A 22658-nucleotide genomic window follows, 5' to 3' on the forward strand; every position below is an offset into this window, starting at 1 on the left:
TTATTTATTCAATGTTCAAAGCGTCATTTACCAGGGCTTTTTGTTGTTCCTGGTGAACGGACGTATAACCAACTGCTGGAGAAGAAGAAGCAGCACGGCCTGCATAGCGTAAAGTCGCTCCGGCAGGGATTGCTTCACGGAAATTATGTTGACTACAGTACCAAGCACCTTGGTTTAATGGCTCTTCTTGACACCAAATGAAGTCTTTCGCATTAGTAAATGGCGCCAATGCATTTTGGATATCTTCGTGTGGGAACGGATATAGCTGTTCAATACGAACTATCGCAACATCGGTTTGTTCATTCTTACGACGTTGCTCTAATAGATCGTAATAGACTTTCCCTGAACACAGAACGACACGTTTCACATTTTTCGGATTGATTTCATCTATTTCACCGATAACTGTTTCAAACTTGCCATTGGCCAGTTCTTCCATGCTTGATACCGCTAATGGGTGACGAAGCAGTGATTTAGGTGACATAACAATCAGAGGACGGCGCATACCACGTAGCGCTTGGCGACGTAACATGTGATAAACCTGTGCCGGTGTTGATGGTACACACACTTGCATGTTCTGATCTGCACACAGTTGTAGGTAACGTTCTAAACGTGCAGATGAATGCTCTGGGCCCTGACCTTCATAACCATGAGGCAGTAACATGACCAGACCACACATACGACCCCATTTTTGCTCGCCTGAGCTAATAAATTGGTCGATAACTACTTGAGCACAGTTAGCAAAGTCACCAAATTGCGCTTCCCAAATCGTTAGTGTGCGCGGTTCAGTTGTTGCGTAACCATATTCGAATGCAAGTACCGCATTTTCAGTCAGGACTGAGTCCCAAACATTAAATACACCTTGACCATTATGAACATTTTGCAAAGGTACGTAGACGGAGCCATTCGTTTGGTTATGAACAACCGCATGACGATGGAAGAATGTACCACGTCCGGCATCTTCACCTGATAAACGAACAGCAACGCCTTCATCGACAAGTGTGGCATAGGCTAAAACTTCAGCTGCACCCCAATCGAGAAGTTTTTCACCTTTCGCCATTTCTAAACGATCTGCATAGATTTTCTCAACACGTGATTGAGCAACAATACCATCAGGAATTGTGCTTAATTTCGTCGCAAGTTCAGTGAGTCGTTTAGGATCATAAGTTGATTTATATGAAGCATCCCAATCATGATTTAAGTAAGGTTCCCACGTGTACGCATTGAGTCCCATTTCACGGTACTCTTCAACGACACAGTCACCTCTGTCAAGCGCATCACGATAGAGATTAACCATCTCAGTCACTTCATTTGCAGAAACCACACCACTTTCAATTAAGCGATCTGCATAAATTTTACGTGGTGTCGGATGCTGCTTAATTTTTTGATACATAATTGGCTGAGTTGCATTTGGCTCATCAGCTTCATTATGACCATGACGGCGATAACAGACTAGGTCGATCATCACGTCACGTTTAAATGTATTACGGAAATCAAGCGCTAAGCGAGTCACAAAAGCAACCGCTTCAGGATCATCTGCATTAACGTGGAAAATTGGTGCCTGCACCATTTTCACGATATCCGTACAGTATTCAGTTGAACGCGTATCTTTTGGATTTGAAGTCGTAAAACCAATTTGGTTATTAATTACGATACGCATTGTACCGCCAACCTCATAACCGCGAGCTTGAGACATGTTCAAAGTTTCTTGAACTACGCCCTGACCTGTCACTGCCGAGTCACCATGAATGGTAATAGGCAGAACCATATTGCTGCGACCTTCATCAAGACGGTCACGGCGTGCGCGTACAGAACCAATAACAACTGGGCTAACAATTTCAAGATGCGATGGGTTAAACGCCAACGCTAAGTGAACGCGCGAACCCGCGGTTTCAAAGTCAGATGAAAAACCTTGATGGTATTTCACATCACCTGCAGTTGAGTGATCTTTGTGCTTGCCCGCAAACTCATCAAAAAGTTCAGCTGGTTTTTTACCTAAGATATTAATCAGAACGTTGAGGCGGCCACGGTGAGCCATACCTAAAACAACTTCACGTGTATCTTGCTTGCCGGCGTGGTGGATCAGATCCTTCAACATAGGGATCAATGAATCACCACCTTCCAGTGAAAAACGTTTTGCCCCTGGGAATTTAGCACCTAAGTAACGCTCAAGGCCTTCGGCAGCAGTCAGTTCAGCTAAGAAACGACGTTTCTCTTCTTTAGAGAATTGCTCTGCAACATTCACAGACTCAAGACGTTGCTGTATCCAGCGCTTTTCTTCAGTGTTGGTGATGTGCATATATTCAGCGCCGATTGAACCGCAGTAAATGCGTTTCAGCTCCTTATATAAGTCACTGAGCTTCATGGTTTCTTTGCCGATAGCAAACGAACCCACGTTGAACGTTTCGTCAAAATCTTCTTTTGTTAAGTTGTGGAAGGCGGGATCTAAATCTGGAACAGATTCTCGATTCCAAAGACCTAACGGATCAAGATTTGCGTTTTGATGTCCACGAAAGCGGAATGCGTTAATTAGTTGCAAAACTTTAACTTGTTTTGCATCGATCGTAGGATCGCTAATAGAGGTGTGATAACGCGTAGAATCTTTTGCTAAGCGACGGAAATAATCGCGTGCTTGCGAGTGAAATTGCTCACTGTTGGTGCTTGCACCAGCCAGTTGTTGGAAAATATCTTTCCATTGCTCATCTACGGAATTAGGGTCAGTCAGATAATCTTCATAGAGCTGTTCTATATAAGACTGGTTCGCGCCTGCCAGAAAGCTTGAATCCAGCCAGTCCTTCATTACGCCGTTCTGCATTGTGATCCCTTAAGCTATTAGAAGCTTTAGTTTTCGCCGTGGTTAACTAATCGCCGCATTTAAGCGACCTCGATAAAGGTTCTCTTGGACATGCTTTTTGCATGTTCTCACTTTGGGAGTCCCATTATCAATTGAGGGTTTCCCTTTTAAGGAACCTTTAAAAACTGGCTGCGGTTTTTAAAGGTTCCTTGCTTACGCTCGTGTCTTCATCTTTTGCAGTTGGCTTTTTACTTTCACTTTTTTACTTTACGCTTTCGGTGACTTTATGGACTATTTTACAAGATTAGCATTTTTATTTTACGCTTTATCTTTACTTTATGTGTTTATTTTGTGCTATCACTTAATTAACCAGCAGTACCTAGGTACCGCTGGTCAAAATCAGCTTTTATGCACTATGTTTTAGTAACATAGATTTAATATGGCCGATAGCTTTCGTTGGATTTAGTCCTTTAGGGCATACATTGACACAATTCATAATGCTATGACAGCGGAAAACACTAAAAGCGTCGTTCAGATCATCTAATCTTGAATCCGTTTCAGTATCGCGACTATCAATCAGGAATCGATACGCTGCAAGTAGACCTGCGGGACCAATAAATTTATCCGGATTCCACCAAAAAGATGGGCAAGAAGTTGAACAACACGCACACAAAATACACTCATATAAACCATCGAGCTTTTCACGTTGTGCAGGTGATTGTATATTTTCACGCGCCGGTGGGTTCTTATTATCATTAAGAAGATAAGGCCGAATTTTTTCGTATTGGGTGTAAAATTGAGTCATGTCGATAATCAAGTCACGCACAACAGGCAGACCGGGTAATGGACGGATCACAATTTTCTTCCCATTACGCGTTAAAGCAGATACTGGCGTAATGCAAGCCAGTCCATTTTTACCGTTCATGTTCAGACCATCAGAACCACACACTCCTTCACGACAAGAACGGCGAAAAGACAGTGTAGGATCTTGTTCTTTCAGCTGAATCAACGCATCCAATAGCATCATGTCACGCCCTTCCGGTAATTCAAGGGTGTAATCTTGCATACGTGGTGCGCTATCCACATCCGGGTTATAGCGATAAATCGAAAATTGTTGTTTCATAATTTATTTCTCCGCAACTGGATTAACACCACACATTAGTAGGTACGAATTTTCGGTGGGAAGGGTTCACGCAACTTAGGCTGCATGTTAACTTCACGACGCGTCATCGTTTCAGATTGCGGTAAATACAATGAGTGACATAACCAATTCGCATCATCACGCTCTGGATAGTCAAAACGGCTATGAGCACCACGACTTTCTGTACGGAAATTTGCAGCTTGTGCTGTTGCATAAGCCGTTTCCATCAAGTTATCCAGTTCTAAACATTCGATACGCTGAGTATTAAATTCAGTCGACGTATCATCAAGACGTGCATTTTGCAGACGCTCACGAATCACTTTCAGCTCTTCTAAACCTTTTGCCATTGCATCACCTTCACGGAATACCGAGAAGTTATGCTGCATGCAAGTTTGTAGTGCTTTACGAATCTCAACAGGATCTTCACCGGTACGTGCATTTTCCCAACGATTGAAGCGGGTCATTGCCGCATCGATATCAGATTCAGAAGCATCACGCATCGAACCTTGTTCCATGATTGATTCTTTCAAGTGCACGCCAGCTGCACGACCGAATACCACAAGGTCAAGCAATGAGTTACCACCTAAACGGTTTGCACCATGTACGGATACACAAGCAATTTCACCCACTGCAAACAAGCCAGGGATAACTTCATCTTCGCCTTTTTCGTTATAGCGAATCGCTTGCCCTGTAACTTTCGTTGGAATCCCACCCATCATATAGTGACAGGTTGGAATAACAGGAATTGGCTCTTTAATTGGGTCAACGTGCGCAAAGGTGCGAGACAGTTCAAGAATACCCGGCAAACGGGATTCCAGCACATCTTTACCTAAGTGATCCAGTTTCAGTTTAGCGTGTGGACCCCAAGGACCATCACAACCACGGCCTTCACGGATTTCAATCATGATTGAACGAGCAACTACATCACGACCCGCGAGATCTTTCGCGTTTGGTGCATAGCGTTCCATAAAACGCTCGCCATCTTTATTCAGTAGATAACCACCTTCACCACGACAACCTTCTGTCACCAGAACGCCAGCGCCGGCAATACCTGTCGGGTGAAACTGCCACATTTCCATATCTTGCAAAGGCACACCAGCACGAGTTGCCATACCAACACCATCACCAGTATTGATGTGTGCATTCGTCGTTGACTGATAAATACGTCCTGCTCCGCCAGTCGCTAAAATTGTCGCTTTAGCTTTGAAGTAAACTACCTCACCGGTTTCCATGCAGATTGCGGTACAACCGACAATATCACCATCTTGATTTTTAACTAAATCAAGGGCGTACCACTCGGAAAAAATGGTCGTGTGATTTTTCAAGTTTTGCTGATACAGAGTATGTAACAGAGCGTGACCCGTACGGTCAGCAGCAGCTGCGGTACGTGCTGCTTGCTCACCACCAAAATTTTTGGATTGACCACCAAATGGACGCTGATAAATAGTGCCATCATCAAGGCGCGAGAAAGGCAATCCCATATGCTCTAATTCAAGGATAGCTTCCGGCCCAGTTTTACACATGTACTCGATAGCGTCTTGGTCACCGATATAATCAGAACCCTTAACGGTGTCATACATATGCCATTCCCAGTTATCAGGGTGCGTATTACCAAGTGCAACAGTAATACCGCCTTGTGCTGATACTGTATGAGAACGTGTTGGAAAAACTTTAGACAACAAAGCACAAGTTAGGCCTTGCTGTGAAATCTGAAGTGCTGCGCGCATACCTGCACCGCCAGCACCAATGACAATAGCGTCAAACTCTCTGATTGGCAGATTCATTTATGCACCCCACACAACAATTGTTCCGTAAATTAAGTAAGCCAATAAAGCAACAACGATTACCAGTTGTAGCACTAAGCGCAACGCGATTGGCTTAATATAGTCGGTCAATACTTGCCACATACCAATCCAGGCATGTACCAAAATTGAAAACAACGTGAGGATAGTGAATACTTTTGTCACAGAAGAAGCGAAGAAGCCACGCCATACTTCATAGGTAATATCATTAATAGCAACGAAGCCAACAATGTAGAGTACATAAAGTACGATAACAATTGCAGAACCGCGAATGAATAGCCAGTCCTGGATACCAGTACGGCCTAAAGCAGATGCATTACTTACCATACTAATATCCCCGCCAGAATTGCCAGAATTACAGTAATAACAAATGTAATTTTTGCAGATGAGTTTCCTGCAGCAAGGGTTTCATCAACGCAACCAAAATCCATTAACATATGACGAATACCACCACATAGGTGATATGCCAATGCTGTTAGAATGCCCCAAAGAATAAACTTAGCAAAAAAGCCAGTCATTATTTCAGACGCGTATTGAAAACCTTCTGGAGAGGAGATAGATATCCCTAGCAACCAAAGCAGAATACCAACTGCGATGAGAGTAATGACGCCAGAGACACGGTGCAAGATCGAAGAAATTGCAGTGATCGGGAAATGAATCGTCTGCAAATCTAAGTTGACAGGTCTTTGTTTTTTCACAATTTTGCCCACACAGCTTTTATTATTTTCCATCCTCCGGACCTGGGGTGGAAATCAGACAGTGACAGGGGTACTAAATGCAACTTAACACAAACTGTAATCCATCATGTTTAAACAAAGTTGCATACTGATCACGCTGGGAACTCCTAATACAGGGTAATCCGGAGACCTGCCGCCAGTATAAAGTCTTCACATAGCTATTACAATTCCCACACAAAATGTTTGGGGACATTTAGCTCGAACAGTGAGAAGGATCACGATTTAAACATTTTGTATAAAAGTGCTTATCTTATTTGACAATGATTCAACATTTACCTTACATATAGGTCTGGCAGAATTACCTTAATGGTGTGAATGAATTTTCATCGTAAAAGGCAAAATTCATAAACAACAAAAGTTATGAAAGTTGTTCCCCTTACCACAAATAATGATATTGTAGGGAAAACAACAAAAAATAACATAACATCTAAGCACTCATGAACAACCTAATTACATTGTCGTCGGTCGTCAGATTTCAGGGTTTTATGTGATAGCTAACTGATTTCCTCACAACACTGGTAGAACAATGCGCAAAGACACAGTATAAAGCTGGGTTCTAGGTTGTTGGGTGTCGATTATCAAGCGCTAAGGAGACCATAAATGGCTGATAACAAAGCTAAGCTAACGACTGTAGGTACAGGTGAAATTGAGCTAGACGTACTAAGCCCGACTCTAGGCCAAGACGTTATTGATGTCCGTACTTTAGGTTCAAAAGGGTACTTTACTTACGACCCTGGTTTTACTTCAACTGCCTCATGTGAATCGAAAATTACCTTCATTGATGGCGACAAAGGCATCCTGCTGCATCGTGGTTATCCCATTGATCAATTAGCCACCCAAGCCTCTTACCTTGAAGTTTGTTACATCCTGTTGTACGGCGAAGCGCCGACGCAAAAAGAATACGAAACCTTCAAACACACCGTAACTCGCCACACCATGATCCATGAGCAAATTACACGTATGCTTAATGGCTTCCGTCGTGACTCCCATCCGATGGCCGTTTTATGTGGCGTAACCGGTGCATTAGCTGCGTTCTATCACGATGCCCTTGATGTTAATAACCCACGTCACCGCGAAATTACCGCTTATCGTTTGTTGTCAAAAATGCCAACAGTTGCAGCGATGTGTTATAAATACTCAATTGGCCAACCTTTTGTTTATCCACGTAATGATCTCTCTTACGCGGGTAATTTCTTGCACATGATGTTCTCTACTCCATGTGAAGACTATAAGGTTAACCCTGTTCTTGAGCGTGCGATGGATAGAATTCTTATTCTACATGCTGATCACGAACAAAATGCCTCTACCTCAACCGTACGTACTGCTGGCTCATCAGGTGCAAATCCATTTGCTTGTATTGCAGCGGGCATTGCATCTCTTTGGGGACCTGCGCATGGTGGAGCTAACGAAGCCTGCTTACGCATGTTAGAAGAAATTCAAACAGTTGAGCACATTCCTGCCTTTATCGAACGCGCTAAAGACAAAAATGACTCTTTCCGCTTGATGGGCTTTGGTCACCGCGTTTATAAAAACCATGACCCTCGTGCAACTGTAATGCGTGAAACTTGCCACGAAGTTCTGAAAGAGCTGAATCTCAATGATGGCTTATTAGAAGTTGCGATGGAATTAGAACGTATCGCACTAAACGACCCGTATTTCATTGAGAAAAAACTGTATCCAAACGTCGACTTCTATTCAGGTATCATACTGAAAGCAATGGGTATTCCATCATCTATGTTCACCGTTATTTTTGCTATTGCACGAACAATTGGCTGGATTGCGCATTGGAACGAAATGCATGATGACGGTCTGAAAATTGCCCGTCCTCGCCAGCTCTATACTGGTTATGCTAAACGTGAATTCAACACTGAATTATCAAAAAAATAATATTTAATTAAATCCGAACGCCCTACATTAATTAAGGTCTTGATTTTTCAAGACCTTTTACTCTTCAACTTTCATCTTTTTATTATTGACTACTGTTGGTATTCTCTTGGGGTTACACCACTCATCTTACGAAAAAAGCTGATAAACGCGCTATCACTAGTGAGGCCAAGCTCTTGAGTAATAAAGTGATAAGGCCTTCCTTGCGCAAGTAATTCAATTCCTTTAATAAAACGCCATTGCTGTCGCCATGCCTGATAATTCATACCTGTTTCTTTCAAAAAAATTCGACTAATCGTTTTCTCACTAGCCCCAACAGTGAGTGCTAATTGATTTAGTGCAGGCGGAAGTTTTTCTATATCTAAATGTTTAAAGCGGCGATCTTGAGGAATTGCTAACAATGTCGGTTCTACCTCTGCATTTTGTAGTTCATCAATAAACACAGGCACTAAATTCGCCAAACGCCCCTGCTGCCAATTGCTATCAAATGGCGCGATAGCAACACATTCAAGCAATTCTCTAAGTAAAGGGGATACATTCATAATCACGACATCCTGCCCAATTTTCTGTGCATATTGAGGGCTCAAATAGACAGACCGATATCCTACAGATGCTCTCATTTGCGCACGATGACGAACAAATGGGGGTATCCACGCCACTCTTCCCGGCGGTAGTAATGAAATTTTATTATCCAGTGAAATACGCATGCAACCTTGCTGAGTGAACAATAATTGTCCCATTTCATGAGTATGTAAACCCGAGTCATGCAGCCCCATTTGAGCGGCGATCCCCAATATTGGTGCCTGATACCAATGGGTTTGAAATTCATCAGTTTGTGCTAACCAAGCCATAATGTCTCTTTATTGTTATTTATTGTCTTTATATTTGTAATAAGACAATAAAAATATCACTAAACTGCCTGCAATTGAATATCGATATAGGAAAAACAGATGAAATCGCCTCTTTCATTATGGCTAGCAGTTGCTTTAATGATGTTTCCTCAAATAGTAGAAACCATTTACAGTCCAGCTTTGACGCACATAGCAAGTGCATTTAAAGTCAATCCAGAACAAGCTTCCCAAACGCTATCACTCTATTTCTTTGCATTTGCATTAGGTGTCGTTTTTTGGGGAAGAATGTGTGACGTACTAGGTCGTCGCCCAACAATTCTGGCGGGTTTATGTCTATATGGCGTAGCATCTGTCATAACATTATTTATCTCACAATTTTATTTACTGTTAATTTTACGTATGTTATCTGCATTTGGTGCTGCTGTAGGCTCCATTGGAACTCAAACTATCATGCGTGATAGCTACCAAGGTCATGAATTAGCAAAGGTATTCTCGATTATGGGAATTGCACTGGCCATAAGCCCTGCATTAGGCATGTTAACTGGCACTGTGCTGGTTAATCTGGGTGATTATCAAGCGGTTTTTGGTGGTTTAGCGGCAATAGCAGCTGTTTTATTGTTATGGTCCTGTTATAAGTTGCCTGAAACCCGCCCAGTGAGTGTGACTAAGATCGCATTTATGGCGTTTCTATTAAGGATGATTAGGGATAAACAAATTATTAGAAATGTGATTTTAATCTCATTTCTGAACATTAATTTATTCAGTTACTACCAACTTGCGCCATTTATTTTTGAACGATTAGGCTTCACACAGCAACAATTCGGACTAACTGGCATTTTATTAGCTATCGGAGTGGGATTAGGCTCTTTAATAAATCGACAGTTATTGGCTAAAAAACATACTTCAGAGCAATTAGTTAAGCTTTCGAGTCTTATTTCATTACTTTGCGGATGCCTAGTTTTCGCATTAATTGATTCAATTTGGTTTTTAGCACCCGTAATAGGCGTAGTTATTAGCTATGGTATTGCGATCCCGAATATATTGGCAAACGCATTAAATAGTTATAGCCATGCAAAAGGAACCGCTGGGGCAATACTTGGACTTTTTTATTACATCGGGTTAGCGCTAGGTTTAATGATTGCAGGCTGGAGCCAACATTTAGGTTTAGTATTAGCAATATCGGGCTTAATTCTGGTTTTAACATCCAGAAAATACCAAATTCAGACAAACTACTAAAAATCTTCTATGAATTGAAAAATAAAGGAAATTAATTCTCTAAATAGTTCATGTTGTGGCTAGGCGGTGAATGAAGACAGCTTGGGGAACATACACAAGTATGTGACCCAAATGGCCAAATGAAACCAACACCGCCACAGCGTGAAATATGACGAGAATTAGGCAGGATTGTCGATATCGACAAACTCGGCGTCTAACCCATGCTGATCAACGAGCCATTTTGTCAGCGCTTTAATGCCATAACGCTCTGTTGCATGATGACCGGCACTGTAGAAATGGATCCCCATTTCCCTTGCAATGTGAATAGTTTGCTCAGAAACTTCTCCAGTAACGAAAGCATCAACACCGAATTCTGCCGCTTGCAAAATGAACCCTTGCCCACCTCCCGTACACCATGCGATTTGACGAATTTCCTCTTTTGCATTATCACCGCAATGCAACACTTTACGGCCAAGTCGAGTTTCTAAACGGTTAGTTAGCTCTTCAGGCTTTATTGGGCTATCAAAAAAGCCAAATGGCATTAATGGATCAATTTGACCATTAATTTGAACTCCCATCAGATGAGCCAATTGGGCATTATTACCTAATTTATGATGAGCATCTAATGGCAGGTGATAGCCATAGAGATTGATATCATTAGTTAATAATGTTTTTAAGCGCTGTCTTTTCATCCCTTTAATAATGGCGGGTTCATTTTTCCAAAAATAGCCATGGTGAACAATCACCGCATCGGCTTTTTTTTCGACAGCAACATCGAGTAATGCTTGGCAAGCAGTTACCCCTGTGATTATTTTTTGCACATGTGGACGCCCTTCAACTTGTAGTCCATTAGGCGCATAGTCTTGGATTTCACTGACTTTCAACTCATCATTAATGATTTCTTCTAATCTTAAGTTATGCATTTTGTTGTCCTTTTAGTGCACGGGCTCAATAACTTGAGCTCACCATTTTGAATATAATTTACTGATAGTACTAAGCATAAATAGGAACACAACTTTTTTGTGTGATTTATTATTGTGATAATAATTGAAAAATAATATTCACTAGATAAAAAAATCCCCACAATTATTTAATTGCAGGGATATCTGATGAGTTACTTATATACTTACTCGCTATACGCTTAATTAACGATGATTTTCCATCGCCATCTCTGAACGTTCCAGCCACACAGGTTTATCACTCGTTTTCGCCCAGACCTTATGTAAGTAACTATAATATTTTGCTCGTTTTGGGTAAAAAACCATAACCGGGAACGCTAGAATGCCAGCTGTTACAGCCGCAGTACGGCGTGCTAAAACCTGATTACGGGAATATTCACGATATGTGGACATCGGTATCCTCCTTCAGTAGCGACTCTATTTGCCGATCCCAATATTGCTCTTCAACTTCTATAAAACTCGATAGTCTCAAAAAGAGCCACTAAAATCGTACAAATAATATAAAAACAAATTAACTGAAATTATGATACTGCAATTTGTGTAATAAAACTACTCATCTGACCACTTAATTACAAAAAAAATTAATAATCGAGCTATATTTTGTTGCTTAATTACAATTATTAACCAAATACCGTATAAAACAAACAATAAATTAACATATTAATAACATGTTGCATTTTAAGTAACGAGCGATTTTTATTTTTTATAGCTACCATTTTTATACTTTTTTTACACCCCTAGCCTTCTTTTTATCAGCTTCTTTACAACGAAATCTCTACCCTAACCTCATGGAAATACTCAGGAGATAACATTGTGTCATTACTTTCCACTATTGGGGCTGTTCTTGTTGTTGGACTACTCGCTTATCTAATTTATGCCCTGCTTAACGCGGAGGATTTTTAATATGGCGGCTAATGGATTTTTACTTATCGCTAGTTTCTTGCTGATACTCTTAGTGCTCGCTAAACCATTAGGTAATTTTATTGCCTGTATTATTGATGGTGATATGCCACATTTTGTCAATAAAAGTGAATCATTACTGTGGCGTTTTAGCGGAGTTAAACAGCGTGGACGTGAAATGGCAGAAATGAGTTGGCAACGTTATGCCATCGCAATTTTGCTATTTAATGTTCTCGGTTTTTGCTTGTTATTTGCTATTTTGATGTTCCAAGGTAGCCTGCCCTTAAATCCTCAAAAGCTACCGGGGATGAGCTGGGATCTGGCATTTAATACCGCCATTAGCTTTGTCGCAAATACTAATTGGCAGTCTTATAGCGGTGAAAACACACTAAGTTACCTCAGTCAAATGGCTGGTTTAACGGTTCAAAACTTCCTATCTGCGGCAACAGGGATCGCCGTCGTATTTGCGCTCATTCGTGCTTTTTCAAGACATGCTAGTAAAACAGTCGGGAATGCGTGGGTAGATATTTCACGGATCACTTTATATCTTCTTCTGCCACTTGCCATTGTTTTTGCGCTATTCTTTGTTAGCCAAGGGGTTATCCAAAATTTCTCTGCCTATTTATTAAGCAGTAATTTAGACAGCAATGCGCAACTTCTCCCTATGGGTCCTGTCGCTTCTCAAGAAGCCATAAAATTACTAGGAACCAATGGTGGTGGCTTCTTTGGTGCCAATTCCGCTCACCCTTTTGAAAACCCGACAGCACTCAGTAATTTTGTCCAAATGTTAGCGATTTTCCTAATACCAACTGCATTATGTTTCGCTTTTGGTCGTATGGTTGGTGATAGCAAACAAGGTCATGCTTTGCTATGGGCAATGACCATTATCTTTGTAATTGCCGCGATTGTAGTTATCCAAGCTGAATATGTAGGAAATCCATTCCTCAGTGAGCTACATGCTAACAGCAGTGCCAATATGGAAGGAAAAGAGAGCCGTTTTGGGGTGTTGAGTTCGGCATTATATGCCGTTGTCACCACAGCAGCTTCATGTGGCGCAGTCAATGCCATGCATGATTCATTTACTGCACTTGGCGGCATGGTACCAATGTGGTTGATGCAAATCGGTGAAGTGGTCTTTGGTGGTGTTGGTTCAGGTCTATATGGCATGTTGCTATTTGTTTTACTGGCCGTATTTCTTGCTGGTTTGATGATTGGTCGCACACCTGAATACCTCGGTAAAAAAATCGAAGTGCGTGAAATGAAAATGGTCGCAATCGCCATACTTGTGACACCTACACTTGTGTTACTTGGTACAACAATCGCATTGATGACCGAAGCTGGCCGTGCAGGTATTTTAAATCCTGGCGCTCATGGCTTTAGTGAGGTTTTATATGCATTTTCTTCCGCAGCAAATAATAACGGTAGTGCTTTTGCGGGTTTAAGTGCTAATACCCCGTTCTACAACGTGTCACTTGCCATTGCTATGTTCCTTGGGCGCTTTGGTGTCATTTTACCCGTCCTTGCTATTGCCGGTTCAATGGCGATGAAAAAACCACAAGCAGCCAGTATTGCCAGTCTTCCTACCCACGGCCCTTTATTTATTGGGTTATTAATCCTAACCGTTCTTCTCATTGGTGCGCTGACATTTGTTCCAGCACTTGCGCTTGGCCCAATAGCAGAGCATTTGCAAATTTGGCTAGTGGCGTAATGAGGGTAAAAAAATGAAAAATCAAAAAACACAATTGTTTGATAACGCACTGATCCGTCAATCTATTATTGATGCCTGTAAAAAATGTACCCCTCAAGCGCAATGGCGTAACCCTGTCATGTTTGTGGTTTATATTGGTAGTATCATTACAACTATTTTATGGCTAGCAATGTTAGCTAACTATGCGCAAGGCAGTGCATGGTTTAGTGGTATGGTCACCTTATGGCTATGGTTTACCGTCATTTTTGCAAACTTTGCCGAAGCCTTAGCTGAAGGTCGCAGTAAAGCGCAAGCTCAAAGCCTTAAAGGGGTGAAACAACAAAGTAGCGCCACTAAACTGGCAACACCATCATTAGATGCGGCACAAGAAATCGTTAGTTCTGATTTGCTACGTAAAGGCGATATCGTACTTATTCGTGCAGGGGAAACAGTTCCTTGTGATGGTGAAGTTATCGAAGGCGGCGCTTCCGTCGATGAAAGTGCCATTACAGGAGAATCAGCCCCAGTGATCCGTGAGTCAGGTGGCGACTTTTCATCTGTCACTGGCGGTACTCGTGTATTATCAGATTGGTTAATTGTTGAATGTACAGTCAATCCGGGTGAAACCTTCTTAGACCGAATGATCTCAATGGTTGAAGGCGCACAGCGTCGTAAAACCCCGAATGAAATCGCGTTAACGATTTTGTTAACGGCCCTCACCATCATTTTCTTATTAGTTTGTGCAACGCTTTACCCGTTCACCTTATATGCTGCTGAAAATGCAGGAGCGGGCAGCGCAGTCTCAATATTAGTACTTATTGGATTATTAGTATGTTTAATTCCAACCACCATTGGCGGGTTGCTTTCATCTATCGGCGTTGCAGGTATGAGTCGAATGTTAGCGGCGAACGTCATCGCCACCAGCGGTCGAGCTGTCGAGGCGGCGGGCGACGTGGATGTGCTGCTACTTGATAAAACAGGCACCATTACCCTCGGTAATCGCCAAGCATCTGAATTTTTGCCTTTAGCAGGTGTAACTGAACAGCAACTGGCTGATGCGGCTCAATTATCATCACTAGCTGATGAAACTCCAGAAGGCCGTAGTATCGTGATCCTAGCCAAACAAAAGTTTAATCTACGTGAAAGAGACATTCACGCCATGAATGCAACCTTTGTACCTTTCTCTGCAATGACTCGTATGAGCGGTGTCAATGTTGGTGAAAGAATGATCCGTAAAGGCTCGGCCGATGCCATTCGTCGCTACGTAGAAGCCAACCATAGTAAGTTTCCCCCTGAAGCCGATAAACTCGTCGAACAAGTGGCACGCTTAGGTGGCACACCGCTAGTCGTTGTCGATAATCAAACGGTACTTGGCGTGGTAGCACTTAAAGATATCGTTAAAGGTGGCATGAAAGAACGTTTTGCTCAAATGCGCAGTATGGGCATTAAAACCGTCATGATCACCGGTGATAACCATCTAACCGCAGCAGCTATTGCTGCCGAAGCCGGTGTTGACGATTTCCTCGCGGAGGCCACTCCAGAAGCCAAATTGGCGTTAATTCGCCAATATCAATCCGAAGGACGCTTAGTTGCAATGACAGGGGATGGTACGAATGATGCGCCAGCACTTGCACAAGCGGATGTTGCGGTCGCGATGAACTCGGGCACTCAAGCAGCAAAAGAAGCCGGAAACATGGTGGATTTGGATTCAAACCCAACAAAATTAATTGAAGTCGTGCATATCGGTAAACAAATGTTAATGACGCGTGGCTCACTCACCACCTTCAGTATTGCCAATGATATTGCTAAATATTTTGCCATCATCCCTGCGGCATTTGCTGTGACTTGGCCGCAGCTCAATGCTTTAAATATTATGCACTTACATTCACCGGCTTCCGCCCTGCTATCGGCCGTTATTTTTAATGCTTTGATCATTATATTTTTAATTCCCTTGGCATTGAAAGGCGTTAATTACCGCCCGATGAGTTCTCAATCACTGTTGCAACGTAACTTGAGTCTCTATGGTATTGGCGGACTTATCGTTCCATTCATTGGTATCAAGCTCATTGATATGTTTATTAGCCTATTTGGAATATAAGGAATCCATTATGAACATGATTAGATCATCAATTATTATGCTTTTATTATTAACCCTCATAACGGGAATTGCCTATCCGCTGATGGTAACAGGGCTAGCAAATGTCTTCTTTCCATGGCAAGCCAACGGCTCGCTCATTAAGCAAGATGAACACATTATTGGCTCTGCATTAATTGGCCAAAATTACCAACGGATTGACTATTTCCATGGTCGCCCTTCTGCCACATCGGAAATGCCTTATAACACCTTAGCCTCTGGTGGTAGTAACTTGGCGGTCAGTAACCCATTACTGAGTAACATCATGTCACAACGTAGTGAATTACTACGACAACAGAACCCTGAGGGGGGACAAGCTATCCCAGTTGATTTATTAACCTCATCGGCAAGTGGTCTCGATCCAAGTATTTCCATTGCCGCCGCACTTTATCAAGCGCCAAGAATTGCCAAAAACAGACAGATCCCATTAGAAGAGGTAAAATCGCTAATAAACACACATACACAAAGTGCTTTATTTAAATTTTTAGGCGAACCTGTGGTGAATGTGTTAGAACTCAATATCGCCCTTGATGAATATAAACAACAAGAAAATAGCCTAACTCACTGAGGTTAATATGAATAATCAAGAGCCTGTTCGCCCAAATCCAGATGAGCTTTTGGCTAAGGCAAACGAGCACGGACGTGGCAAACTTAAAATATTTTTCGGCGCCTGTGCAGGTGTCGGAAAAACTTATGCCATGCTACAAGAAGCGCAACGCCTAAGAGCACAAGGTTTAGATGTTCTTATTGGTGTAGTTGAAACCCATGAAAGGGAAGAGACTGCGGCACTTCTTGATGGCCTTGCTCAATTGTCACCTCGCCGACTTCATCATCGCGGGCGTCGTTTACAGGCTTTTGACATTGATGGGGCTCTTGCAAGAAATCCAGCCATCATTCTAATGGATGAACTCGCCTTTAGTAATCCGACAGGCAGTCGCCATCCAAAACGTTGGCAAGATGTTGAAGAGTTACTTGATGCAGGTATTGATGTACTCACAACAATTAATGTCCAACACATTGAAAGTTTAAATGATATTGTTGGCAGTATTACAGGTATACGCGTTAGAGAAACGGTTCCCGATCATATTTTTGATGCCGCCGATGAAGTGGTCTTAGTCGATCTTCCTCCTGATGATTTACGCCAACGTTTAAAAGAAGGCAAAGTTTACATTTCAGGACAAGCTGAGCGCGCTATCGAGCACTTTTTCCGTAAAGGTAATCTTATTGCATTACGTGAATTAGCCTTACGTCGCACCGCTGACCGTGTTGACGACCAAATGCGTGAATTTCGTGACGGAAAAGGACAAGCACCCGTTTGGCATACCCGTGATGGATTACTTTTATGCATTGGTCATAATATGGGCAATGAAAAATTGGTGCGAGCCGCAGCACGCCTTGCGGCAAAATTAGGCAGTATTTGGCATGCGGTTTATGTTGAAACGCCAACGTTGTACCGCCTTCCTGAAAATCAGCGCCGCGCTATTTTAAAAGCATTACGTTTAGCGCAGGACTTAGGGGCCGAAACAGCCACGCTATCAGATCCTTCAGAAGAAAAAGCAGTCCTACGTTATGCGCGAGAGCATAATTTAGGCAAAATTCTAATCGGACGCCGAATTAAGCATCGCAAATGGATAAAATTCAATCTTCGTGAAGGCTTTGCCGATCGCTTAGGCAAGTTAGGGCCCGATCTAGACCTTGTTATCGTCGCACTTGAAGAAAAAAGTGAGTGGGATAAAGAGCCAGAAAAAAAACCGTTTTCTGAAAAGTGGCGCTCTGACGTCAATGGCTTTTTAATGGCGATACTGATGTGCGCCGCTATCACCCTCTTTTCTCGCACATTTTTACTTGCCCTCGATAAAGCCAATTTAGTCACTCTTTATTTACTTGGCGTAGTATTAATTGCCTTATTTTATGGACGTCGCCCCTCTATTTTTGCGGCTTTAATTAATGTGATAAGCTTTGATTTGTTCTTTGTTCAGCCACATTTTTCATTAGCTATCATGGATATGCAATATTTAGTGACCTTCTCCGTGATGCTAATTGTCGGCGTCGTCGTCGGAAATCTCACTGCGGGTATGCGGTATCAAGCGCGGATTGCACGTTATCGAGAACAGCGAACTCGCCATCTGTATGAAATGACTAAGGAATTGGGTCAAGCACTCAGTACAGAAGATATTGGCGAAACAGGTTATCATTTCATCAATAATGCATTTCAAGCAAAAACCTGCTTATTATTACCCGATGAAAATAACCAGTTATTTCCTTTGCAATGCAAAGGGCATAGCCCAATGCAAATTGATAAAGCCATTGCTAAATGGAGCTTCGATAAACGTCAGCCCGCAGGTGCAGGTACAGATACATTGCCGAGCGTACCTTATCAATTACAACCCATTACCTCCGCAGATCAAACACTTGCTGTTCTTGCTATTGAGCCGACAAATATTCGTCAATTACTCATTCCCGAACAACAACGCATGCTACAAACTTTTACCGGATTAATTGCAAGTGCCCTATCGCGCTTACAACTGACCAAGCAAGCAGAAGCCGCTAAATTAGATATTGAACGAGAACAATTGAGAAACTCACTTCTCGCGGCGCTTTCTCATGATTTAAAAACTCCATTGACTGTCTTATTTGGTCAAACAGAGATTCTCATGCTCAATTTGTCTGCGGAAAATTCACCCTATACAAGCCAAGTCGATAAAATGCGTCAACAAGTGCTCAGTACTTCCCGCTTGGTAAATAACTTACTTGATATGGCACGCTTACAATCTGGCAGTATTCAACCAAATCTTGAATGGCAGTCACTACAAGAAATTACCAGTAGCGCAGTGAGAACTTTAGATTATACTTTACATAGTCATCCCCTAGATATTGATATTCCAGTGGATTTACTGCTGTATTGTGATGCAAACTTGATTGAACGTGTACTCATCAATTTATTGGAAAATGCGACCAAATATAGTGATGAAGAAACACCGATAGGAATTCGCGCCTATACAGAGCCACAAAAAGTACATATTGAAATTTGGGATGCCAGTAATGCTATCCCTGATGGGCAAGAGCAAACTATTTTTGATAAATTTTCGCGTGCACAAAAAGAATCCGCTATTCCTGGCGTGGGTTTAGGTCTTGCAATTTGCCGTGCTATCATTCAGTTACATGGTGGTGAGATCTGGGCTAAAAATAATGAAAAAGGTGGTGCCAGTTTCCACTTTGTTTTACCTTTAAAACAATTGCCTGAAATTGAGGCCGAAATCTAGGAGACGTCTAACCATCGTGGGCACCCATCAAATCCTAATTATTGAAGATGAAAAAGAGATCCGCCGCTTTGTTCGCCTTGCGTTGGAGGGTGAAAATTGGAAGGTATTTGAAGCTGAAAACTATCATCGCGGCTTAATTGAGGCTGGCACCAGACAACCTGACTTACTGATATTGGATCTTGGCTTACCTGATGGCGATGGCATTGATTTAATTCGTGATTTACGTAAGTGGAGTAGTATTCCTGTTATTGTATTATCGGCTCGTGAAGAGGAATCCCAAAAAGTCGCCGCTCTTGACGCTGGCGCTGATGATTATCTCACAAAACCTTTTGGTATCAGTGAATTGCTGGCAAGGGTACGAGTCGCATTACGTCGATTTGGTAAAACAGGTCAAGAAAGTTCTCTTTTTCAATTCGGTGACATTAGCGTCGATTTTATTAATCGTGTTGTCACCAAAAAAGATGAACAGTTACATCTCACCCCTATTGAGTTTCGTTTGCTCAGCGAAATGGTTGCTAATAGCGGCAAAGTACTGACTCAGCGCCATTTGCTATTACAAGTATGGGGACCAAATTATGTTGAACATAACCATTATCTTCGCATCTATATGGGGCATTTACGCCAAAAGCTAGAAAATGACCCAGCGCGGCCAATTCATCTTCTCACCGAAACCGGGATTGGCTATCGTTTTATGCCTTAAAAGGCCAAATAGAGATAATCCTTAAAAATAAACTTCTCAGAATAACGCCAATAGTTTAAATCCGGTAACGCTCTATAATTCCCGCATCTTAACGTATTGGAGTGAATACCTTGCAACTGTTATCAACTCAATCATTTCGTCGTTTTTCATCATTTTTAATTTTGTTTCTAAGCCTTTTTGTCACAACCCAAGCTCTCGCCCTAAGCCCTGAAGAAAAGATCCGTACAGAAGCGCTATTAACAGAACTGGGTAAGCAACAAAATCTCACTTTCACTCGAAATGGCACAGAACATAGTGCTATAGATGCTGAATCTCACCTAAGATTAAAGCTAGGTAAAACACATAAGAGATTACAAACCGCAGAGCAATTTATTGATAATGTTGCCTCAAAATCATCCATTACGGGTGAACAATATCAAGTCAAAGATGGGCAAGGCAATATAATGTCAGCCAATAAATATCTCCATGATTTATTGAAAAACAATGTAGATAAAACAACTAAATAATAGCTTTATCCATCTGTAAAAAAGCCGCAATCTTTATCAGAAAATTGCGGCTTTTTAAAAAGTAAAACGAGCGAAGTTTAACTCAGATTTGTCCCCTAAATAATTTGTGTCACAGGTAGGCGGCAAATAAAGCTATCCCGATGAGCATACACTAGTATGTGATTCGGGTAGCTTAATGATGCCAACACCCCTGTGGCGCAAAGAATGACGGGGACATTAAATATTGAAGTCAACGCAGCTACAACGCGAAATATGACGAGGATTTAAGCCCCTTCAACCTTAGACCAAGTATCGCGCAACCCAACCGTCCGATTAAATACCAGATACTCTGCATTACTCAACTTACTATCTGCACAGAAATAACCTTCGCGTTCAAACTGATACGCTTTTTCAGGTGCTGCATTTTGTAAGCTACGTTCAACAAAACCTTGGCGGATAACTAAAGACTCTGGATTAATCGTCGATAAAAAGTCATCTTCTGCCGCTGGGTTTGCCACCGTAAATAAACGGTCGTACAAACGAATTTCAGCAGGTAATGCATGAGGAATGCTCACCCAGTGAATTACGCCTCTTACTTTACGGCCATCAGCAGGGTCTTTATTTAATGTATCTTCATCGTAGGTACAGTAAATAGTAGTGATATTGCCTTCTGCATCTTTTTCAACACGTTCTGCTTTAATAATATAAGCATTACGCAGGCGAACTTCTTTACCTAAAACTAAGCGTTTATATTGACGGTTAGCTTCTTCACGAAAATCAGCACGGTCAATATATAATTCGTTGCTAAATGGTACTTCACGAGTGCCCATCTCTGGGTCGTTTGGATGATTTGGTGCAATTAAAATCTCTTCACCATTTGTTTTATTTTCAATCACTAAACGAACTGGGTCGATAACTGCCATGGCTCGTGGTGCGGATGCATTTAAATCATCACGAATACAAGATTCTAGAGATGCCATTTCGACATTATTATCTTGCTTAGTGACACCAATGCGAAGGCAAAATTCACGAATAGAAGCTGCTGTATAACCACGACGACGTAAACCTGAAATGGTCAACATACGAGGGTCATCCCAACCATTAACGTGTTTTTCAGTCACTAATTGATTGAGTTTACGCTTAGACATAATCGCGTATTCAAGATTCAAGCGCGAAAATTCGTACTGGCGAGGGTGGCAATCTATAGTGATATTATCCAAAACCCAATCGTATAAACGGCGGTTATCTTGGAATTCCAATGTACACAGTGAGTGCGTGATCCCTTCTAGGGCATCAGAAATACAATGCGTAAAGTCATACATCGGGTAGATACACCATTTTTTACCAGTTTGATGGTGTTCTGCAAATTTAATGCGATATAGAACCGGGTCACGCATAACCATAAATGGTGAAGCCATATCGATTTTTGCACGTAAACATGCTTTGCCTTCTTCAAAACCACCGTCACGCATTTTTTCAAATAACGCTAAGTTGTCGGCAATAAGACGGTCACGATAAGGGCTGTTTTTACCTGGCTCTTTTAACGTACCACGGTATTCGCGAATTTGATCCGCACTGAGTTCATCAACATAGGCAAGACCTTTATTAATAAGCTCTACCGCATACTGATACAATGCATCAAAATAATCTGATGAGTAGCGAACATCGCCGCTCCATTTGAAGCCAAGCCACTGCACATCATTTTGAATTGAGTTAACGTATTCAACATCTTCTTTTGCAGGATTGGTATCATCAAAGCGTAAATTACACTGTCCCTGATAATCCTGCGCAATACCAAAATTCAAGCAAATTGATTTCGCATGACCAATGTGTAAATAGCCATTCGGTTCTGGCGGAAAACGAGTATGCACCGAAGTGTGTTTTCCAGTCGCCAGATCTTCATCTATGATCTGACGGATAAAATTTGTTGGGCGAGTTTCTGCCTCATTCATTGTCATCATTCCTCAATGCCAAATGCGCGCTAAAAGCCTGTAGTAACCGAACATATTCTACCATAATCACTCAGGAAACAACCGTTTGATCGTGGTTCGCCTACAAAAGGTGTACCAAAAGGGCCATTTAGCAGAAAATCTCAACATTAAACTGCAT

Annotated in this window: 18 protein-coding genes; 9 read left to right on the forward strand and 9 right to left on the reverse strand. The window is 41.9% G+C overall.

Translation table 11 applies throughout. The features are described from left to right. Window positions 1–4: 4 nt before the first annotated feature. The 5 genes from sucA to sdhC all read right to left on the reverse strand — a co-directional run bounded on the left by sucA (window position 5) and on the right by sdhC (window position 6465). On the reverse strand, window positions 5–2812 hold the full coding sequence (gene sucA / locus AAZR93_RS13920; RefSeq protein ID WP_434720140.1) for a 2-oxoglutarate dehydrogenase E1 component: 2808 nt from the start codon (window positions 2810–2812) through the stop codon (window positions 5–7). A 385-nt stretch (window positions 2813–3197) separates the two neighbouring features. Next, window positions 3198–3914 carry a succinate dehydrogenase iron-sulfur subunit gene (locus AAZR93_RS13925; protein WP_294109956.1) on the reverse strand — a complete coding sequence of 239 codons (717 nt, stop codon included), beginning with the start codon at window positions 3912–3914 and terminating at the stop codon, window positions 3198–3200. A gap of 35 nt (window positions 3915–3949) precedes the next feature. Further along, a complete protein-coding gene (gene sdhA, locus AAZR93_RS13930) occupies window positions 3950–5716 on the reverse strand; it encodes a succinate dehydrogenase flavoprotein subunit (RefSeq protein WP_294109954.1) in 1767 nt (588 codons plus the stop codon). Beyond that, the gene (gene sdhD, locus AAZR93_RS13935) at window positions 5717–6061 is read right to left on the reverse strand and encodes a succinate dehydrogenase membrane anchor subunit (protein WP_294109953.1); all 345 of its coding nucleotides are present in this window, start codon (window positions 6059–6061) and stop codon (window positions 5717–5719) included. Then, window positions 6055–6465, reverse strand: coding sequence for a succinate dehydrogenase cytochrome b556 subunit (sdhC, locus tag AAZR93_RS13940; protein WP_294109951.1), 411 nt, complete (start codon window positions 6463–6465; stop codon window positions 6055–6057). Before sdhC ends, sdhD begins: the two co-directional genes overlap by 7 nt. A 606-nt stretch (window positions 6466–7071) precedes the next feature. On the opposite strand from sdhC, the gene AAZR93_RS13945 reads away from it, so the two are divergent. After that, window positions 7072–8358, forward strand: a complete 1287-nt coding sequence (locus AAZR93_RS13945) for a citrate synthase (RefSeq protein ID WP_294109949.1) — start codon at window positions 7072–7074, stop codon at window positions 8356–8358. 89 nt (window positions 8359–8447) lie between these two features. Here the strand turns inward: AAZR93_RS13945 and AAZR93_RS13950 are convergent, their stop codons facing one another. Further along, the gene (locus AAZR93_RS13950) at window positions 8448–9206 is read right to left on the reverse strand and encodes an AraC family transcriptional regulator (protein ID WP_434720141.1); all 759 of its coding nucleotides are present in this window, start codon (window positions 9204–9206) and stop codon (window positions 8448–8450) included. A gap of 99 nt (window positions 9207–9305) precedes the next feature. Between AAZR93_RS13950 and AAZR93_RS13955 the strand changes: the two genes are divergently transcribed. Next, a complete protein-coding gene (locus AAZR93_RS13955; protein ID WP_434720142.1) occupies window positions 9306–10442 on the forward strand; it encodes a multidrug effflux MFS transporter in 1137 nt (378 codons plus the stop codon). Window positions 10443–10600: 158 nt separating this feature from the next. Here the strand turns inward: AAZR93_RS13955 and AAZR93_RS13960 are convergent, their stop codons facing one another. Next, complete coding sequence (locus AAZR93_RS13960; RefSeq protein WP_294109941.1) at window positions 10601–11344, reverse strand: type 2 GTP cyclohydrolase I; 744 nt, start codon at window positions 11342–11344, stop codon at window positions 10601–10603. Window positions 11345–11566: 222 nt separating this feature from the next. Beyond that, window positions 11567–11773: a YbfA family protein gene (locus tag AAZR93_RS13965; protein ID WP_434720143.1), complete on the reverse strand. Its 207-nt coding sequence runs from the start codon at window positions 11771–11773 to the stop codon at window positions 11567–11569. Window positions 11774–12193: 420 nt separating this feature from the next. Here AAZR93_RS13965 and kdpF point away from each other — a divergent pair, with 420 nt between their 5' ends. The 7 genes from kdpF (at window position 12194) to AAZR93_RS14000 (ending at window position 20570) form a co-directional block, all read left to right on the forward strand. Further along, window positions 12194–12283, forward strand: a complete 90-nt coding sequence (gene kdpF, locus AAZR93_RS13970; RefSeq protein ID WP_294109932.1) for a K(+)-transporting ATPase subunit F — start codon at window positions 12194–12196, stop codon at window positions 12281–12283. 1 nt (window position 12284) lies between these two features. Then, the gene (gene kdpA / locus AAZR93_RS13975; RefSeq protein WP_294109930.1) at window positions 12285–13988 is read left to right on the forward strand and encodes a potassium-transporting ATPase subunit KdpA; all 1704 of its coding nucleotides are present in this window, start codon (window positions 12285–12287) and stop codon (window positions 13986–13988) included. A gap of 13 nt (window positions 13989–14001) precedes the next feature. Beyond that, window positions 14002–16065, forward strand: a complete 2064-nt coding sequence (kdpB, locus tag AAZR93_RS13980) for a potassium-transporting ATPase subunit KdpB (protein WP_434720144.1) — start codon at window positions 14002–14004, stop codon at window positions 16063–16065. A gap of 10 nt (window positions 16066–16075) precedes the next feature. Next, window positions 16076–16669, forward strand: coding sequence for a potassium-transporting ATPase subunit KdpC (gene kdpC / locus AAZR93_RS13985; protein ID WP_336431004.1), 594 nt, complete (start codon window positions 16076–16078; stop codon window positions 16667–16669). Window positions 16670–16676: 7 nt separating this feature from the next. Beyond that, window positions 16677–19364: a two-component system sensor histidine kinase KdpD gene (gene kdpD, locus AAZR93_RS13990; protein ID WP_434720145.1), complete on the forward strand. Its 2688-nt coding sequence runs from the start codon at window positions 16677–16679 to the stop codon at window positions 19362–19364. A gap of 16 nt (window positions 19365–19380) precedes the next feature. Further along, complete coding sequence (kdpE, locus tag AAZR93_RS13995; protein ID WP_294109922.1) at window positions 19381–20064, forward strand: two-component system response regulator KdpE; 684 nt, start codon at window positions 19381–19383, stop codon at window positions 20062–20064. Window positions 20065–20165: 101 nt separating this feature from the next. Further along, window positions 20166–20570 (forward strand): DUF5329 family protein, encoded by a 405-nt coding sequence (locus AAZR93_RS14000; RefSeq protein WP_434720146.1) that lies wholly within the window; start codon window positions 20166–20168, stop codon window positions 20568–20570. A 263-nt stretch (window positions 20571–20833) separates the two neighbouring features. Here the strand turns inward: AAZR93_RS14000 and glnS are convergent, their stop codons facing one another. Beyond that, window positions 20834–22501: a glutamine--tRNA ligase gene (gene glnS / locus AAZR93_RS14005; protein WP_434720147.1), complete on the reverse strand. Its 1668-nt coding sequence runs from the start codon at window positions 22499–22501 to the stop codon at window positions 20834–20836. Window positions 22502–22658 lie beyond the last annotated feature (157 nt).

Origin of the sequence: Providencia sp. Je.9.19 (assembly GCF_051129765.1) — a bacterium.
Taxonomy (GTDB): domain Bacteria; phylum Pseudomonadota; class Gammaproteobacteria; order Enterobacterales; family Enterobacteriaceae; genus Providencia.

Excerpts from the sequence above, each read along its gene's own strand:
- sucA (WP_434720140.1), bottom strand. The coding sequence starts at position 2,812 with ATGCAGAACGGCGTAATGAAGGACTGGCTGGATTCAAGCTTTCTGGCA.
- AAZR93_RS13925 (WP_294109956.1), bottom strand. The coding sequence starts at position 3,914 with ATGAAACAACAATTTTCGATTTATCGCTATAACCCGGATGTGGATAGC.
- sdhA (WP_294109954.1), bottom strand. The coding sequence starts at position 5,716 with ATGAATCTGCCAATCAGAGAGTTTGACGCTATTGTCATTGGTGCTGGC.
- sdhD (WP_294109953.1), bottom strand. The coding sequence starts at position 6,061 with ATGGTAAGTAATGCATCTGCTTTAGGCCGTACTGGTATCCAGGACTGG.
- sdhC (WP_294109951.1), bottom strand. The coding sequence starts at position 6,465 with ATGGAAAATAATAAAAGCTGTGTGGGCAAAATTGTGAAAAAACAAAGA.
- AAZR93_RS13945 (WP_294109949.1), top strand. The coding sequence starts at position 7,072 with ATGGCTGATAACAAAGCTAAGCTAACGACTGTAGGTACAGGTGAAATT.
- AAZR93_RS13950 (WP_434720141.1), bottom strand. The coding sequence starts at position 9,206 with ATGGCTTGGTTAGCACAAACTGATGAATTTCAAACCCATTGGTATCAG.
- AAZR93_RS13955 (WP_434720142.1), top strand. The coding sequence starts at position 9,306 with ATGAAATCGCCTCTTTCATTATGGCTAGCAGTTGCTTTAATGATGTTT.
- AAZR93_RS13960 (WP_294109941.1), bottom strand. The coding sequence starts at position 11,344 with ATGCATAACTTAAGATTAGAAGAAATCATTAATGATGAGTTGAAAGTC.
- AAZR93_RS13965 (WP_434720143.1), bottom strand. The coding sequence starts at position 11,773 with ATGTCCACATATCGTGAATATTCCCGTAATCAGGTTTTAGCACGCCGT.
- kdpA (WP_294109930.1), top strand. The coding sequence starts at position 12,285 with ATGGCGGCTAATGGATTTTTACTTATCGCTAGTTTCTTGCTGATACTC.
- kdpB (WP_434720144.1), top strand. The coding sequence starts at position 14,002 with ATGAAAAATCAAAAAACACAATTGTTTGATAACGCACTGATCCGTCAA.
- kdpC (WP_336431004.1), top strand. The coding sequence starts at position 16,076 with ATGAACATGATTAGATCATCAATTATTATGCTTTTATTATTAACCCTC.
- kdpD (WP_434720145.1), top strand. The coding sequence starts at position 16,677 with ATGAATAATCAAGAGCCTGTTCGCCCAAATCCAGATGAGCTTTTGGCT.
- glnS (WP_434720147.1), bottom strand. The coding sequence starts at position 22,501 with ATGAATGAGGCAGAAACTCGCCCAACAAATTTTATCCGTCAGATCATA.